This is a genomic window from Empedobacter sp. UBA5528 (assembly GCF_002426075.1).
In the GTDB taxonomy this organism is placed as follows: domain Bacteria; phylum Bacteroidota; class Bacteroidia; order Flavobacteriales; family Weeksellaceae; genus Empedobacter; species Empedobacter falsenii_B.
This window is the reverse complement of sequence record NZ_DINY01000012.1, coordinates 26,293-43,626: the sequence shown is the minus strand read 5'-3', so window position 1 is coordinate 43,626 and position 17,334 is coordinate 26,293. Positions and strand designations below refer to the sequence as shown.

The window sequence follows — 17,334 nt, the reverse complement described above, 5'->3', positions numbered from 1 at the left end:
CCGGTTTTTAGGGAAGATTACATTCATTGAATAATTACAGCTAACGTTTTTAGGATTTGCGAAGAACAGTGGAGAATTTGAACGATAGTTCAATTTCGTACGTTAAAGCAAATTGCTTTGTTATAACGAAATTAGTTGATTGTTATTGTAAAAGCAATTTTGCGGGAGGAAAAAACACAGGTTGAAAGTTTACTTTCAGCCCGTTTTTTGCAAAACACATTTTAACGGAAGTTGTAATTAATCTTTGAATAATGATATATCATTAATTAGTTTGTGTAAAATGACAAACATTTTCATTTCTTGATCTATATTATTTTTTGGATATATTTTTTTAGTAAAAAGGATATATTTACCTAAAAAATTAAAGGAAACATAAGCTTGGAATTTATAAGATTGCAGACTATCAATACTAAAAAATGGAAAGATGTTTGCTCTTGCTATTTTTTCATTTTCGTCTATAATTGTTATTAAGTTAGCTACATCTAAACTTCCTGTGTGTGCAATTTCAGATAGAGTCGAATATAATTCTTTTGTAACTCCTTTAGATTCGTTATTAACGTTTGGTGTTTTTTTTGTTAACTTGATAATTTCTTTTTTCTCAAGTTCTGAAAATCTCGTAGATGCTTCTAATTGCTTTCTTATTAATGTAGTTGCTTCAATTATATCACCATCCATTATTAATTTATTAATTAAAAAATGTGTCCTTAAAAAAGAAGCACAAATACTTATTTGATAAGATATATTATCATTTATTTCTTTGGTTGGAGTATAAAAATTTCTTGAAATTTTAAGAAATAAACCATCTATCAACATTCTAAAATCTGAAAGTTTATCAATTTTTGATTCTTCAGTTTTATATTTTTTATTTGAATTAAATCTAGAAGTATTAGATTTAGTAATAAAGTCCTCAATTTCTTCAAAATAACTAATAATAATTTCTTCAAATTCTTCTATTGAGTTTTCCATAAAATTTCTGCTAACATATTTTTTTACGAAACAATTATAGCTTTAGCTTCGTATAAATAACAAATATACAAACAAAACTAATTTATAACCATTATTGTGTAAATAAACAAAGGGTTCTATATAGAACCCTTATATTAATCTGGTATATTATGTATAAAAAAAGCCTCAGATAATATCTAAGGCTGTTTATTTTTTTTAAGTGCACCACGAATGCAAATGATTAATGGGACACTATTATATTACAAATATACAATTATTCTTTTATTAAATAACTATATCCTAATTTTTTTTCAATAATTTGTTTTATAACATCATTGTTTTCAAACTTATTGAATAATTCATGTAATCTAATTTCAAGTTCATTCTTTCTAGAAATTGAAATATTATTAAGCAGATATATTAACGCTTTTATTGCAGAATCTAAACTATGACTGTATTCATTGTTAAAAGGAGTATTAGGAATACCACTTACTCCTTCATCTATATGTAAATCATAAATAACTCCGCTATGTGCACAACTATTGCGAACAAAGACTAAAGTATCTAAAAAGTTCTGAAGTTTTTCAGGTTTCTTGAGCGAATACCGTAAAGAAATTTTTTTTCTAACATCCTGATCGATAATATGCTCATATACTTTAACTATTGATCCAAATGTATAGTATTCAAATGTTTTCCAACACGGTGCATATTTATCTTCTGGATATTTTTGATGATGTTTGCAAATTTGAATATTTTTTTTCTTAAAATTATTATTATAATGTGATTTTATATCTTTCAAATATTCTTCTGACATTATAGCAGGATCTGTGTACCAAATCGAGTTATTATTATAATGCATCGAAACCCAGTAAATTAGGTTAGTTCTAAAATTTAATTCTAGTCTGTTTATATATTTTATTAGCAAATATCTTAAATCTACGTCTAAATAATACAAGTCAATTACAGTCGAAAATTTAGTCCCTTCTACGAAATTATGATTTTCATCTATTTCGAATGGATACCAATAAAACCCTAATCTATAGTAACCAATATCTAATAAAATTTCTTTGATCTTATCATTCTCTAAGTCAAAAAACATACCTCTATCAATCAGCTTAGTAATTTGATTTTCTATACTCGTAAATGTATCAGCCATTTATTTTCAATATTTGTATTGATTAAGATTTAAAATATAAATTGCCTTTCTACCAGTTGTTTCTTCTGAACTGATCAACTCATCGTTTTTTAAGTTCCTCATAACACCAGCGATAGCAACAGAAGTTATTTCTTTTGGTACTAATTTCAACCGAACTAACTCCTCTTTTATTTCAGCAACAGTTTTACCTTTATTAAGAAAGTTAGTATTTACTATATGCTCTCTAATTTTTGATGTCAATTTTAAAGATTCTATCCTATCTTTTGGTAATTCATTGAGAGGTTTAAGAGGAATTTTAAAGTCTAATAATGTTTCTAATGGGTACTGAACGGCTTTTGCATATTCAACGTAATAATCTATATTGGTAGTTATACCTTTTTCAATACTATTGATTGTGTTTTCTGTTATAGTTGTTAATATAGAAATATCTTTTCTGGTATAGTTTAATTCTATACGCTTATTTAATAAAGACTTACCTAACTTTTCTCTATAAGCAGGTGAAACTAATCTATCTTTTCTATTATTATCACTCAACTCTAATGTTATTTTAAATTAATTAGATATAAATTTGCATGTAACAAAATATTTATCTATATTTGACTATAATTAATTAAGCGACAGTTATTAAACTCGAGTCTTGTTATCGAAAACGGCTAATTTAAGATGACGCAAGACCAATAGGGTTGTCGCTACCTCATATTTTGTATATTTGCATTCTATGGGGTGGTTTTCTCTATCGGATATTTCGTCAAAGGTTCTTAGCCGTACCTCGATTTAAATTGAAGATAGGAAATCGCCCCTCTTCATATCTCGACTCGTTCCATAAAACCCAACACAAAATGAGAACGAAACAATTTCCATTCATCCGTAAAAAACCACCAGACAAAGTCTGTTTGTTTTTTCCATTCTTTTAAAGAACAATACCCCGTATTTATAGCATTTTTAAAACACGGATCGTAAAGTAAAGGGCTGACCTTTCTTTACACGCTCTCTATCAGAGCCTCGGTAAGGAGACTTTGAAAGCATTCGTTTTATCTTTTTTATTCGCACAATAAATTTAAAACGTTTAATATCATTTTCCAAATTTATTGGGGCTACTACCTGTTTTAAGTTGTAAGTAATGAGTTATAAGTAATAAGTTGAATGTATGATGTACAGATTAGATGTTAGTTGTTTGAGTTGAGTCTAAATCAAATATATAGGATGCGATTCTGAGACAAGTCAAGAATGACAAAACTCATTGTAGAAAGTGAATTTGAATATTGAAAAAGGAATTAAAAAAATGTCATATGATTTGGAGGCGAGTGTCAAAAAGCTGAGATGCATGATTAAGATTATTCATTTTTTTTCTTGATAAAAAACACATTTGAGATTAAGAGGAGAANNAAAGTAATCAAAAAATCAAGACCGCGATTTTCGACGTTCAATTAACATTTTACGCACTAAAAAGATTAAATGATTCGCATACGCTCACTAATCTTTTTTACGCTTGTTTCAATGGATTGAAGCTCGTCTGCAAATCGTATGTCAACTCTAAAATTCGTTATTAAAAAGTGGATTTGAGTATTAATAAGTATAAAAACGTAAAACGTTAAGCGTAAAACTTATAACGTAAAAACAAACCCCTTTCCCAAAACAAAGTTGGCGCGATGTACAGGAAAAGGAGTGGTTTTTAAAACGAATGTTGAATTTTAAAAAACTATTGTAAAATTATGAAAGAGTAAACAGATTCACACTCTATCCCCCGAAGACACCATAAGAAGAAAGTAAATGATCTTCATAAAGTAATTAGTGTTAAATTTTAGTTTTCATTTATTAATGTATTTTTTAAAACTTGTCTATCGGGGGAATTTCTTTTTAAGAGGAATATATTATAAACAGGCACGCGCGCGCGAAAAAATAGAGATGAAATTCTAAATTGAATTTACGATAATAAGAAAATGATTATATGTTCATTTTTACCTTGACGCAAAAACGAACCAAAAGTTATTCATATGATTTATTATTATTTTTAAGGTATTCATGAATGCAAAGCATTACAAGACCGCGATTTTCGACGTTCAATTCTCATCTCACGCACTAAAAAGATTAAATGATTCGCATACGCTCACTAATCTTTTTTACGCTTGTTTCAATGGATTGAAGCTCGTCTGCAAATCGTATGTCAACTCTAAAATTCGTTGTTATAAGTGAATTAGAATATTGATAATAAAAAACACGTAAAACGTTAAGCGTACAACGTAAAACTTGATAAAAAACATTGTGGTTAGATAAATTAAGTGTTAAAAAGTGTTAAAATCCTGTATCGGTGTATATCGAAAATGACACTTTTCTGTATCGGTTGTGTATCCGCGCTGTATCCATTCTGTATCCATTGTATATCCGTTCCGTATGGTTTGTTCGGTGTTCGTGTATCGATGTTTAATTGTAAAATGTAGTATGTATTAAGTAAAATGTACAGATTAGATGTTAGATATTAGTATGGAGGGATTGTAGAATGTAGTATGTAAAAAGTATTAAGTATTAAAAATCCAATTGTCAAGCTGAATTACCCTTCGGTTTCGCTCAGGGTACTAGATTCGTCAGTCAGAGTGACGTTTGCAAAACGTTGTATCGAAGACTTAGACAATAAAAAAATAAATCACCTCTGTAATTCCCCTCTTGAGAGGGGTAAGGGGAGTGTGTAATTGAGATTAAGAATGAGGTTCTGAAAATAATTTACGATAATAAGAAAATGATTATTTATTCATTTTTGTCTTGACACAAAAACGAACCAAAAAGTTATTCATATGGTTTATTATTATTTTATGGTATTCATGAATGCAAAGCATTACAAGTCCGTGCTTACAAGTCGGTCAATAATGGCTACTCGCTAAATGCTTTAAATCATTCGCATATGAAATGCGAACAGTAAATCATTTTTAACGCTCTTTACGCCGAATTGACACTCGACTTTTCAGCAATGACGATTTATAAATTCATTGTTATAAACGAATTCGAATGTTTAAATAGGAATTAAAAAAATCCGACGATTTAGAATCGAAATGTAATTCAACTCTAAATTATTGGAATAAAAAAAGTTGGAGTGTCTGAGTGGAGCGAGTTGCCAACTTTATGGAAATAATTTAGTTAGTTGAATCATTGAGAGACTACTGTCGGCATCTTTTTTTGTTTCGTTTTTTTAGATGAGTAAAAAAATGAAAGGAAGAGCTTTTTCGACAAGCTAAGAATACCAACAAGATGAGATTCTGATACAAGCCCAGAATGACAAAATCTGTTTTTAAAAATGAATTTGAATATTAATAAGAAAAAAGACGTTGAGCGTATAACGTAATGCATCACGTAAAACATAATTAAAACCACCTTTATTATGCTAGAAAAAGAATATGAATTATTGAAAAAAGGCGAACCCAAAGCCTTAGAGCAAATTTATTCACGACATAAAAGACTACTTTTTTGGATTGGTAAACAAATAGTTGATGATGAATTTGTTGTAGAATGTTTGGTACAAGATGCGTTTCTGAAATTATGGGAATATCGTGAGAAAATTGAAAAACCTGAACATATCTTTTTTTTCACGCGACTTGTTTTGAAACACAGCTGTTATTCGCATTATAGAAGTTCTAAAAATAAATTTTTTAGGTCAGTGCATTCATTAGAGAGTTACGAGAATTATGAGAATTATTTGACTGTATACGATCCTTTAGAGGCTGCAGAAAACATAAAGGATAAACTAATACATGACCAACATTATGAAGAAATTAGAAAAATATTACCCTTATTAAGCGCTGAAAGAAAACATTTGATTGAACTCTGCTTGAAATATGGATTTAGATACAAAGCAATTGCCAATGCAATGGGAAAAAGAGTTTCAGAAACGAGCAAGGAGATTAAAAGTGCAATAGAGGATGTTAAGAACCTTATAAATAGTCATGATGTATTCGTGTCTAAAAAAGAAATAATTTCCGAGGAAAAGGCACCAAATCAAATGACCGAAAAACAATCGTTGATTTTAAAGCTTCGATTCGAAATGAAACAATCGTTTACAACCATTGCCAAGACATTAGAACTTTCTCAGAAAGAAGTGCACAATGAATTTGTCGTCGCTTATAAATTGACTCAACAAAACAAGTTTAAACCCCTAAATAACTAAATATGGAAAATTCTACAGTTTTTTTAACACGTAAAATACAGTTAATTGCTGATTTACCAACCCAAGAAGAACGAAAAGAAGTTGTGAGTACGCTTTATAAATGGCAAAATAGATGTTTTATAGCGGCTAATATGATTGTTTCTCATTTGTATGTGCAAGAAATGGTGAAAGATTTTTTTTATTTCTCTGAAGGAATCAAATATAAATTAGCAGACGAAAACAAAGATGATTCTGGAATACTCAAATGGTCACGGTCGACTACAATTTATCGTGTGCTCTCAAAACGTTTTAAGGACGAAGTTCCGATGTATATATTGTCTAGTTTGATCAATACGTTATACCTGTCCTTCAAGAAGGATTGTGTCAAGTATTGGAAAGGGGAACTTTCATTAAAAATTTTTAAACGAGATATAGCAATTCCTTTTAACATAGCGAGGATAAGTAAATTCTCGTATGATACAGATAAAAAATACATTTATTTTAAACTTTATAAAATTCCTTTTAAAACGTATCTTGGAAGAGACTATATTGATAATTATAAGCTATTGGAGCAAATAGTAAGTAAAGAAATTAGAATTTGTAGATCACATATTAAATTAGAAAAAAATAAAATATTTTGGGTATTCACGGTAGAAATTGAAAAAGAAAAAAATCAATTACAACCAGATATTATTGCAGAAGTTTCTTTGTCATTAGAATATCCGTTGGTTGTAAAAATAGGTAGATCTCAGCTTACCATTGGTAGCAAAGAAGAATTTCTATATAGAAGATTAGCCATACAAGCTTCTCGTAAAAGAATACTAGAAGGAGTGCCCTTTTGCAAAGGAGGGAAAGGAAAAGCAAGAAAATTAAAAATAGCAAAAAAATTAAAAAATACAGAGAGTAAATATATTCATCATCGGCTACATGTCTACAGTAGAATGTTAATTGATTTTTGTGTGGAAAAAAAAGCAGGAACGATAGTTATTGTAGATCAAGAAGAAAAAATACAAATTGCCAAAGAAGAAAGATTTGTCTTAAGAAACTGGAGCTATTATGAGCTCATACATAAAATAAAATACAAAGCTGATAAAGCAGGTATTGAGCTTATAACAGCTTAAACCATAATTTTGGAGGGTGATTTGTACACCCGTAGGGTGGGGTGATTGTTAACGCTCATCAAATGTGAAAAACATATACAAAGGGGGATTTTTAGGTTTTATTGAAACACGTTAGATGGTCCCAAGATAAAGGCAGGATAAAGGCAGGATAAAGGCAACATAGTGGCAGTAGGGTGGCAGTAGAATATTTGTAAAAGGTTTTTGATATGGGATTTACGATGTAAAATGTTTTTATGAACAATTAGATATGAGATTCTTTGAAAGTTCTGAATGACAAGGAATTTGAATATTGGAAAAGAATGACGAAAACGGTATTAAAACACACACGTTAAGAAAATGTTTGAATGAAACTTAAAAAGGTATTAGCCCGTAGGGTTTTTAAAATCTTTAGAGAAATGAGAACATATTTAGTAGAGAGTTTTACAGCCAAGTCTTTTTTCGTTAGTTTTTTTGACTATTCCCCGAAGGGCATCTGAATACCTATAATTAAAATAGATAAGCTATGAATAAAAAAATGAAAGTAATAGATTTCTCGATACCTCAAATTAACAACGAGTTGAGGTTCTGAACATAATTACGTGAATAAGAGAATAATTAGTAGTTCTTTATTTATTACTTTTTGCTTGATCAAAAAGTAATCAAAAAATCAAGTCCGTGCTTACAAGTCGGTCAATAATGGCTATTCGCTAAATGCTTTAAATCATTCACATAAAAATGTGAACTGTAAATCATTTTTAACGCTCTTTACGCCGAATTGACGCTCGACTTTTCAGCAATAACAGTTTATAAATTCTTTGTTGAAAGTGGATTTGAATATTGAAAAAGGATGAAAACCCGGCATTAAAACTCACACGTTAAGAAAATGGTTGAATAAAACGTAAAAAAGGTTTTAGCCCGTAGGGTTTTTAAAATCTTTAGTGAAATGAGAACATTTTTAGTAGAGAGGTTTACGGCCAAGTCTTTTTTCGTTAGTTTTTTTGACGAAAAAAAGTGACATAAAAGAAAAGGAATACCTGAGCCATACCATGGCTCCTCCTCTTAATCTCAAATTCTTTATTTCAAATATTTTTTTAAATGACAACGATTCGTCAAGTTGAATTTATTTCAGCTTCTCAGTATCGCGTCAGTCTGAGTGACGTTTGTAAAACGTTGTATCGAAGAATTAGACGATGATAACGAATTATTAAAAAGTATTTGAGATTTTTGAATTACGAATTAAATAGTTACTTATTTATTACAACTACTAAAAAGTCCAATAAACATATTGTCTATCGGACTTTTTAGTGGAAGTTAGTTAGGGGAGTGTATTTGAATTGTTTTAATGTCCGTGATCTCCGGAATTACTTAATTTAGCATTAACGAAAAAGGCTCCTTTTACAACAATCTGTGTAGTTGGATCAATTTCATTTACGGTTGTAATAGCTGTGTAACCCATATCTGAAGAACCTTTTACAACTTCGATTTTTTCAAAGTTCATCAATTTTTCATTTTTATGTTCTTTGTTCTTTTCGTTCGGATCTTTACTTTCTTCGTCTGTATGCTCTTCTACTTTTTTGTTTGTTTTGACAAAGATGTAAAATTTACCATCCGCTTCTACAATTGCTTCATTGGGAACAGCAGGTGTAGAGGAATTACTTAAGCTTACGGCTCCTGTAATATTCATTCCATTTATCAATCCAGATTTATTTCCTCGTACTTTGCTATGTACTGCAATGGTTTTACTTTCATTTTCGAAAGAAGAACCAATACTGTACACGACTGCTTCGTAACTGTTTCCTGGATTGTTTGTTAATTCAAATTGAATGACTTGACCAACTTTCATTTTAGGTAAATCTTTCTCGAAAACTTGCAAATCTAAGTGAATAGAACTATTATCAATGATTTCAGCGACGGGAGATGAGACATCTACATAACTTCCTATTTGCGCAATAATTTTACTTACTGTTCCACTAATTGGTGCTGTAATTACCATTCCATTTCTCAAATTTGCATTGGTTACTTTAGAAGGATTAATTCCCATCATTTGAAGTTGACGAGATAAAGATGCTTTTTGAGAACGTAATGTTTTCAATTCGGCAGAAGAGTTCTGAAGATTCTTTTTTGCACCAGCATCGTTATCAAACAATTCTTTTTGTCGTCTAAATTCTTGCTCTGCATAGGTAATTCGACTCAAAACAGTTAAGTATTGCTCTTGTGTAATAATAAATTCTGGGTTTGAAATTGTCGCAATTACTTGTCCTTTTTTGACATACGAACCTTCCTGAATTGGCAATGTTTGTATTACTCCACCAAACATAGATGCAACACTTGCCATATTGCTATTCGGAACATTCAAAAGTCCATTTGCTTTAATCATAGCCGTTAGCTCCTTTACTTCAATAGTTCCCAGTTTTACACCAACAGCCTTCATTTGTTCTTCTGTTAGCGTAGCAACTGTTTGTGGCGCTTCTTCGTGCTCAGCTTTTTTTTCCTCGATTGGTTGTTCCGTTTTTGTTTCTTTGGTACAACTACTTAGAAATAATATGGCTAACACGCTATAGATAATGATCTTTATTTTTTTCATTTTATTGATTGATGATAGAATTAATATTGACAACAGTTTGATTGACTTGTTGTATCGATTCAAGATATTTTAATTGAATATCCGTTGCGGTTTGTAAGGCAAAAAGATATTCGACATACGAAATTTCACCAGTTTTATAACCCAATTGAGCTGCTTTTACAATTTTTTCTGCATTTGGAATGGCTTGGTTTACATAATACTCATATTGTTCCCAATCTTGTTGATATTGATTAATTGAATTATCAAGTTGAATCGTTAACTGTTGTTTTTGAAAATTGGCTGTTTCTTGAATGGCTTGTTTATCATATTCCAAAGCTTTGATTTTTGCCTTTGTAGCACCAAACGTTAATGGAATTGCAACACCAAGGTTTACAGAAGTAAAACGATCAAGGCCATTGTAATACCTTTGTACTCCATTTTTTTCGTGCATTCCAATCATCGATAAACTGTTTACACCAAGTGAAAATTCTGGTAAACCTTCGGCTTTTACGACTTCTTTGTTTCGTTCTGTAATTTCCATCTGTTGGTAAAAAGCTTTGAGAGTAGGATTATTATCAATTGTAGAACCGTCTAAAATTCCACTCAATTTTAATGGAATATAATTTGTCTCTTTGGTAATTGTAAAATTCTCTTCGGTATTCAATAATACGTTTAGATTTTTGTACGCATTTGCTAAATACACTTTGTTTTGTTTCAGCAACAAATTGATTTCTCCTTGTTGTGTTTCTGCTGTATTAATTTCGATTTTCTTAATATCACCTGCATTAAATCGAACCGAAGCAATTCGAATAAATTCTAAATAAAGTTTATTTAATTGTTCGAGTTGATCATGGTTATATTCTAAATATTCGATCTGATAGAAATAGGTTCTCACTTGTTTCAACAATTCGTTTGTTGTCACTTCCTTTTGTATCTTCTTGTTATTCACTTCTGATTCTAACACTGCCTTTCGGTGTTTAAAAATCGTTGGAAATGGAATACTTTGAGAAATAGATAAACCATAATCAAATTTTGGACTCGCATATTGCCCAAGTTGTGCTTCCACATTTAATTTTGGTAATTCATTTGCGGTTCCTTTTAAAGCTTCACTTGATGAAATACTTCGTTCATTTGCTTTGATTAATGGATTATTTTCAATTGCAATTTGTTGAGCTTCTTGAATATTAATTGAACGAGTTTGCGCTTGAATAGATTGTCCCATCAAAAACATTCCGATGACAAGGAATGGAAGTGAATTTTTTGAATTCAATTTTATTTTCGGAAGTTTTGAATTAAATATTAAATATAACATTGGTAATACAAATAAGGTTAAAAAAGTAGCTGTGATTAATCCTCCAATGACAACTGTTGCTAAAGGTTTTTGAACCTCGGCACCAGCGCCTGTGGAAATTGCCATCGGTAAAAATCCTAACGATGCAACTGTCGCTGTCATTAATACTGGTCGTAATCGGATATTGGTTCCTTCCATTATTCGTTTTAGAATATTTTTTTCTCCTTCTTTTTCTAATTGATTGAATGTTCCAATTAAAACAATCCCGTTTAAAACAGCTACTCCGAACAAAGCAATAAAACCAATTCCGGCACTAATACTAAATGGCATGTCGCGAATAATTAATGCAAAAATACCTCCGATTGCACTCATTGGAATTGCTGTGAAAATTAATGCTGCTTGTTTGAATGAATGAAATGTGAAATACAATAACATAAAAATTAATAATAAGGAGATTGGTACAGCAATCATCAAACGTTGACTAGCTGCTTGCAGATTTTCGAACTGCCCTCCATAGGTGAAATAATAGCCAGAAGGTAATTTGAGTTCATTGTCTAATTTTGTCTGAATATCTTTTACAACCGATTGTACATCGCGATCTTTTACGTTGAAACCAATTACAATTCTTCGTTTTCCTTCTTCGCGACTAATTTGTGAAGCGCCTAATTTATAACTCACATTTGCCACCTGAGAGATCGGAATTTGATTACCAGAACTTGTAGGAATCATTAAATTGTTAATGTCATCAATGCTTTTTCGATGCGCACTATCCAATCGAACAACCAAATCAAAGCGTCGTTCATTCTCGAAAACTTGTCCAGCTGTTTTTCCAGCAAATGCTGTACTCAACATATCATTTACATCTTGAATGTTTAATCCATAATTTGCCATTCGGATTCGGTCATATTCAACATTAATCTGAGGCAAACCACTTACGCGTTCTACTTGGGGTGCTGTAACACCTTCAACAGATTGAATTGCTTTTGAGGTTTTATCTGCATAATAAGAGAGAGAATCTAAATTTTCGCCAAAAATTTTGACAGCTACATCTTGTCGAATTCCTGTCATCAATTCATTAAAACGCATTTGGATTGGTTGATTTTTTTCAAAGAAAACACCAGGAATAACCTCTAGTTTTTCCATCATTTCATCACCTAATTCTTCATAAGAAATGTTACGTTTCCATTCGTCCTTTGGTTTTAGAACCACAATCATATCTGTTGCTTCAGGAGGCATAGGATCTGTAGGAACCTCAGCGGAACCTGTTTTACCAACGACCATTTTTACTTCATCAAATTCTTTTAAAATTCGAGAAGCTTGCATGGATGTTTCTAAACTTTGGGTTAAGGAACTTCCTTGTGGTAAAATACAGTGAAAAGCAAAATCACCTTCTTGTAATTGTGGAATAAATTCGCCACCCATATTTCTGAATTGAATAATTGATACTGCAAAAATTGCAACAGTAATACCAACTAACCAATATTTGATTCGGATTGCTTTTTCTAATAATGGTTCATAAACTTTATGGATTTTCACCATCATTTTATCTGAAAAAGAAGCTTTGAGAGTAGGCTTTTTTGATAAAAATAAAGCACTCATCATTGGGATGTACGTTAACGAAAGAATCAATGCGCCTAGAATTGCAAAGCCAACTGTTTTAGCCATTGGTGTAAACATTTTTCCTTCTACACCAACCAAAGTAAGAATAGGAATGTAGACAATAAGTATGATGATTTCCCCGAATGCGGCTGAATTTCTAATTTTTGAAGCTGAAAGAAAAACCTCTTCATCCATTTCTTTTTGGGTTAATCGATGCGTTGATTTTCTAAGCCCTAGATGATGTAAAGTCGCTTCTACAATAATAACTGCTCCATCGACTATCAATCCAAAATCAATAGCTCCTAAACTCATTAAATTCGCACTCACACCAAAAACATTCATCATTCCTAATGCAAATAATAAGGATAGAGGAATGGCAGATGCAACGATTAAACCAGCTCTTAGATTACCAAGAAAAATAACCAATACAAAAATGACAATTAATGCACCTTCGATCAGATTTTTTTCTACTGTTTTAATTGCACGATTTACTAAATTCGTTCGATCAAGGAAAGGCTCGATGACGATATCATCTGGTAACGATTTTTGAATTGTTGGTATTTTTTCTTTAATTAGATTAACTACTTCATTAGAATTCGCACCTTTTAACATCATCACAACACCACCAACAGCATCTACTTCACCATTGTAAGTCATTGCTCCGTATCGTATGGCATGTCCTAGTCTTACATCAGCTACATCTTTTATAAAAATAGGAACAGTTCCCGTCGCATTTTTTATAGGAATTAATTTTACATCATCTAAAGAAGTTACCATTCCAATTCCTCGAATAAAGTAAGCATTTGGCTTCTTATCGATGTAAGCTCCTCCAGTATTTTGATTATTTTTTTCTAAGGCATCAAAAATATCCGATACACTAATTCCCATTGCGCGCAATCTATTCGGATCTAAAGCAACTTCGTATTCCTTCAATTCTCCACCGAAACTATTGATCTCAGCAACACCAGGCGTTCCGTTTAATTGTCTACGAACAATCCAATCTTGCATTTCGCGCAATTGTTTTGAATTGTATTTTTTCTCACTTCCCTTTTTAGGATGTAAAATATATTGATAGACTTCTCCAAGACCAGTACTCACAGGTGATAATTCGGGAATGCCAACACCTTGCGGAATGTCTTCTTGTGCTTCTTTTAATTTTTCGTTGACTAATTGACGCGCAAAATAAATATCTACATCTTCTTTAAACACTACCGTAATCACAGATAAACCAAAACGAGAAATACTTCTTGTTTCTTCGATATCAGGAATATTCGCAATACTTTGCTCAATTGGAAAAGTGACCAATTGTTCTACTTCTTGACCAGCTAGAGTAGGGCTGACCGTAATAATTTGGACTTGATTGTTGGTAATATCGGGTACCGCATCTATTGGCAATTTTGTTGCGCTCCATACGCCCCAGATAATCCACAATACAGTCATAATTCCAATAACAATTTTGTTTTGGATACTAAATTTTATGATTTTATCTAACACAGATAATTTGATTAATTGCATTAACATTACCCACTTATTATCAAAATAAATGAGCACAGAAAAGTGTTGACTTCAATTTTATATCAATTGAAATCAATGTGTAGACGAAAAAAGAAATCGTCTCGTTAAGCAATATTTATTTTAGGAGGTTGCCAGATATCGGCATACAATTGGTTTTGAATTGTATTCTTTTTGAATTGTATTTTCTTGGAAGTATTTGGTTCAAAAACTTTAGGAGTTTTTAGTAATCGTGTAAATTTCATTGATGAAATTGTAATTTGACAACAATTACAAACGCACAAAGGACTACATTGATCTTTATGATCTGAATTATCTTTCTCACTATGCACCATAGAAACTTGCGTTCTATTAGTATTTGTGTCTTGACATGGCACAAATGATAGAACATTAACATATAATGCAATTATGAGAATTATAAATTTCATTGTTACAAATGTATAAATATTTTTTTGACTATAATAATTTTACGATGTTAAGATATATTGAAGTTAAGATTGAAAATTTCTATGCATTGATATTATGTGAAATGTAGTTTTATCTTGATACAGATATAAACTTAAAAGCTAGAGGATTCTCGAAATCTCTTTACTCATTAAAAATAAACGAATCAATTTTTATAATATAATTAATAACTATTTAATTTACATTCTATATAAAATAAATTGATTGATTGATAAAACAATTTGATTTTTAATTGATAAGACAAATTACTATATTTATGATATTTACAAAACAAAAATTATTAAACATAAAAAAATAGTATTCATGGAGAATCAAGGAGGTGATATTTCAAAATGCCCTTTCCACAATGGTACAATGTCAAAACCAGTGGCAGGAGAAGGAACACAAAATCAAGATTGGTGGCCAAATCAATTAAAAGTTGATATTTTACGTCAACATTCAAATAAATCGAACCCAATGGGGGAAGATTTTAATTACGCCGAAGAATTTAAAAAATTAGATTTAGAAGCTGTTAAAGCTGATTTAAAAGCTTTGATGACTGATTCTCAAGATTGGTGGCCAGCAGATTTTGGGCATTATGGTCCATTTTTCATTCGTATGGCGTGGCATAGTGCGGGTACATACCGTGTGCAAGATGGTCGTGGTGGAGCAGGTGAAGGACAGCAACGTTTTGCGCCGCTTAACTCATGGCCAGACAACGTTTCGTTGGACAAAGCGCGTCGTTTAATTTGGCCTATCAAACAAAAATATGGTAATAAAATTTCGTGGGCAGATTTAATTATCTTAACAGGAAATGTAGCATTAGAGTCGATGGGATTCAAAACGTTAGGTTTTGCTGGTGGTCGTGCTGATGTTTGGGAACCAAATATGGATGTTTATTGGGGTTCTGAAAAAATATGGTTAGAAGAGAGTGGTGGTGCAAATAGCCGTTATTCTGGTGATCGCGATTTAGAAAATCCGTTGGCTGCGGTACAAATGGGATTAATTTACGTGAATCCAGAAGGACCAGATGGTAATCCAGACCCTTTGGCTTCTGCACGCGATATTCGTGATACGTTTGCGCGTATGGCGATGAATGATGAAGAAACATTGGCGTTGATTGCCGGTGGTCACACTTTCGGAAAAACACATGGTGCGGCTTCGGCTGATCATGTAGGACCAGACCCTGAAGCTTCTGATTTGGAAATGCAAGGTTTGGGTTGGAAAAACTCGTACGGAACAGGAAATGCAGGTGATACAATTACATCTGGTATTGAAGTAACTTGGACAAGTAAACCAACAGAATGGTCAAATTTATTTTTAAGTTATTTATTTGGTTTCGAATGGGAATTAACAAAATCTCCTGCAGGTGCTCATCAATGGGTAGCAAAAGATGTAGGCGAAATTATTCCACATGCGCATGATGCTTCAAAAAAATTAAGACCAACGATGTTGACTTCGGATATTGCGTTACGCATGGATCCAGCTTACGAAAAAATTGGACGTCGTTTCTTGGAACATCCAGAAGAATTTGAAGATGCTTTCCGTAAAGCGTGGTTCAAGTTAACTCACCGTGATATGGGACCACTTTCTCGTTATTTAGGTGCAGATGTACCGAATGAAGTATTCACTTGGCAAGATCCAATTCCAGCTGTTACGCATGAATTAATTGACGAGGCTGATATCGCTGATTTGAAAGCGAAAATTTTAGCTTCAGGATTATCTGTTTCAGAATTGGTTTCTACAGCTTGGGCTTCGGCTTCTTCTTTCCGTGGATCGGATAAACGTGGAGGAGCGAATGGTGCGCGTATTCGTTTGGAACCAATGAAAAATTGGGAAGCAAATAATCCAATTCAATTGAATAAAGTCTTAACAGCTTTAGAAAATATTCAACAAGAATTTAATTCAGCGAATTCGTCAAAACAAGTTTCGATTGCCGATTTAATTGTCTTAGGAGGAAATGCAGCGATTGAAAAAGCAGCAAAAGATGCTGGAAAAACAATTACAGTTCCGTTTGCAGCAGGTCGTGGAGATGCAACGCAAGAGGAAACAGAGGTTGAATCTGTAGCGTACTTAGAAACAATTGCAGATGGGGTTAAAAACTACCGCAAAAACACAAGAAGATCTGTTTCGACAGAAGAATTGGTGATTGATAAAGCACAATTGTTAACGTTGACTGCTCCAGAATTGACAGTTTTAGTTGGTGGAATGCGTGCGATGAATGCGAATTATGATGGTTCGAAACATGGTATTTTCACTGATCGTCCAGGTCAATTGACAAATGATTTCTTTGTGAATTTATTGGATATGGGTACTGTTTGGAAAGCGACAGATGAAACGAAAGAAATCTACATGGGATCTGATCGTAAAACTGGAGCACCAAAATGGACAGGAACTCGTGCGGATTTAGTATTCGGTTCAAATTCTGAATTACGTGCCGTAGCAGAAGTTTATGCACAAGCTGATGCGCAAGATAAATTTGTACATGATTTCGTTGCCGCTTGGAATAAAGTGATGAATGCAGATCGTTTTGATTTGAAATAAATATATGATTAAATAAAAAAAATGAGCGTCCATTGTGACGCTCATTTT

The 17,334-nt window shown here is 32.0% G+C and carries 9 protein-coding genes; 3 read left to right on the top strand and 6 right to left on the bottom strand.

Annotated elements, in window-relative coordinates; translation table 11 throughout:
- Positions 1–237 precede the first annotated feature (237 nt).
- The 3 genes from B4L98_RS03375 to B4L98_RS03365 form a co-directional block, all read right to left on the bottom strand.
- Entirely contained in the window at positions 238–966 is a 729-nt protein-coding gene (locus B4L98_RS03375; RefSeq protein ID WP_291063252.1) for a hypothetical protein, read from the bottom strand.
- 253 nt (positions 967–1,219) lie between these two features.
- The gene (locus tag B4L98_RS03370) at positions 1,220–2,101 is read right to left on the bottom strand and encodes an Abi family protein (protein ID WP_291063254.1); all 882 of its coding nucleotides are present in this window, start codon (positions 2,099–2,101) and stop codon (positions 1,220–1,222) included.
- Positions 2,102–2,107: 6 nt separating this feature from the next.
- Positions 2,108–2,635, bottom strand: coding sequence for a hypothetical protein (locus B4L98_RS03365; RefSeq protein ID WP_219035428.1), 528 nt, complete (start codon positions 2,633–2,635; stop codon positions 2,108–2,110).
- Between the two features lie 2,836 nt (positions 2,636–5,471).
- Here B4L98_RS03365 and B4L98_RS03360 point away from each other — a divergent pair.
- Positions 5,472–6,254 (top strand): RNA polymerase sigma factor, encoded by a 783-nt coding sequence (locus B4L98_RS03360; RefSeq protein WP_291071083.1) that lies wholly within the window; start codon positions 5,472–5,474, stop codon positions 6,252–6,254.
- 2 nt (positions 6,255–6,256) lie between these two features.
- Positions 6,257–7,354 (top strand): hypothetical protein, encoded by a 1,098-nt coding sequence (locus B4L98_RS03355; protein WP_291052291.1) that lies wholly within the window; start codon positions 6,257–6,259, stop codon positions 7,352–7,354.
- A gap of 1,318 nt (positions 7,355–8,672) precedes the next feature.
- Here the strand turns inward: B4L98_RS03355 and B4L98_RS03350 are convergent.
- The 3 genes from B4L98_RS03350 to B4L98_RS14670 all read right to left on the bottom strand — a co-directional run bounded on the left by B4L98_RS03350 (position 8,673) and on the right by B4L98_RS14670 (position 14,726).
- Complete coding sequence (locus tag B4L98_RS03350) at positions 8,673–9,917, bottom strand: efflux RND transporter periplasmic adaptor subunit (RefSeq protein ID WP_180906104.1); 1,245 nt, start codon at positions 9,915–9,917, stop codon at positions 8,673–8,675.
- A 1-nt stretch (position 9,918) separates the two neighbouring features.
- Entirely contained in the window at positions 9,919–14,280 is a 4,362-nt protein-coding gene (locus B4L98_RS03345; RefSeq protein WP_291077534.1) for a CusA/CzcA family heavy metal efflux RND transporter, read from the bottom strand.
- Positions 14,281–14,405: 125 nt separating this feature from the next.
- A complete protein-coding gene (locus tag B4L98_RS14670) occupies positions 14,406–14,726 on the bottom strand; it encodes a DUF6660 family protein (RefSeq protein WP_280061562.1) in 321 nt (106 codons plus the stop codon).
- Positions 14,727–15,066: 340 nt separating this feature from the next.
- Between B4L98_RS14670 and katG the strand changes: the two genes are divergently transcribed.
- Positions 15,067–17,286 (top strand): catalase/peroxidase HPI, encoded by a 2,220-nt coding sequence (gene katG, locus B4L98_RS03340; RefSeq protein ID WP_286474491.1) that lies wholly within the window; start codon positions 15,067–15,069, stop codon positions 17,284–17,286.
- Positions 17,287–17,334: the final 48 nt, after the last annotated feature.

Bases quoted from the DNA above. Each gene is read 5' to 3' on its own strand.
- B4L98_RS03375 (WP_291063252.1), bottom strand. From the start codon at position 966: ATGGAAAACTCAATAGAAGAATTTGAAGAAATTATTATTAGTTATTTT.
- B4L98_RS03370 (WP_291063254.1), bottom strand. From the start codon at position 2,101: ATGGCTGATACATTTACGAGTATAGAAAATCAAATTACTAAGCTGATT.
- B4L98_RS03360 (WP_291071083.1), top strand. From the start codon at position 5,472: ATGCTAGAAAAAGAATATGAATTATTGAAAAAAGGCGAACCCAAAGCC.
- B4L98_RS03355 (WP_291052291.1), top strand. From the start codon at position 6,257: ATGGAAAATTCTACAGTTTTTTTAACACGTAAAATACAGTTAATTGCT.
- B4L98_RS03350 (WP_180906104.1), bottom strand. From the start codon at position 9,917: ATGAAAAAAATAAAGATCATTATCTATAGCGTGTTAGCCATATTATTT.
- B4L98_RS14670 (WP_280061562.1), bottom strand. From the start codon at position 14,726: ATGAAATTTATAATTCTCATAATTGCATTATATGTTAATGTTCTATCA.
- katG (WP_286474491.1), top strand. From the start codon at position 15,067: ATGGAGAATCAAGGAGGTGATATTTCAAAATGCCCTTTCCACAATGGT.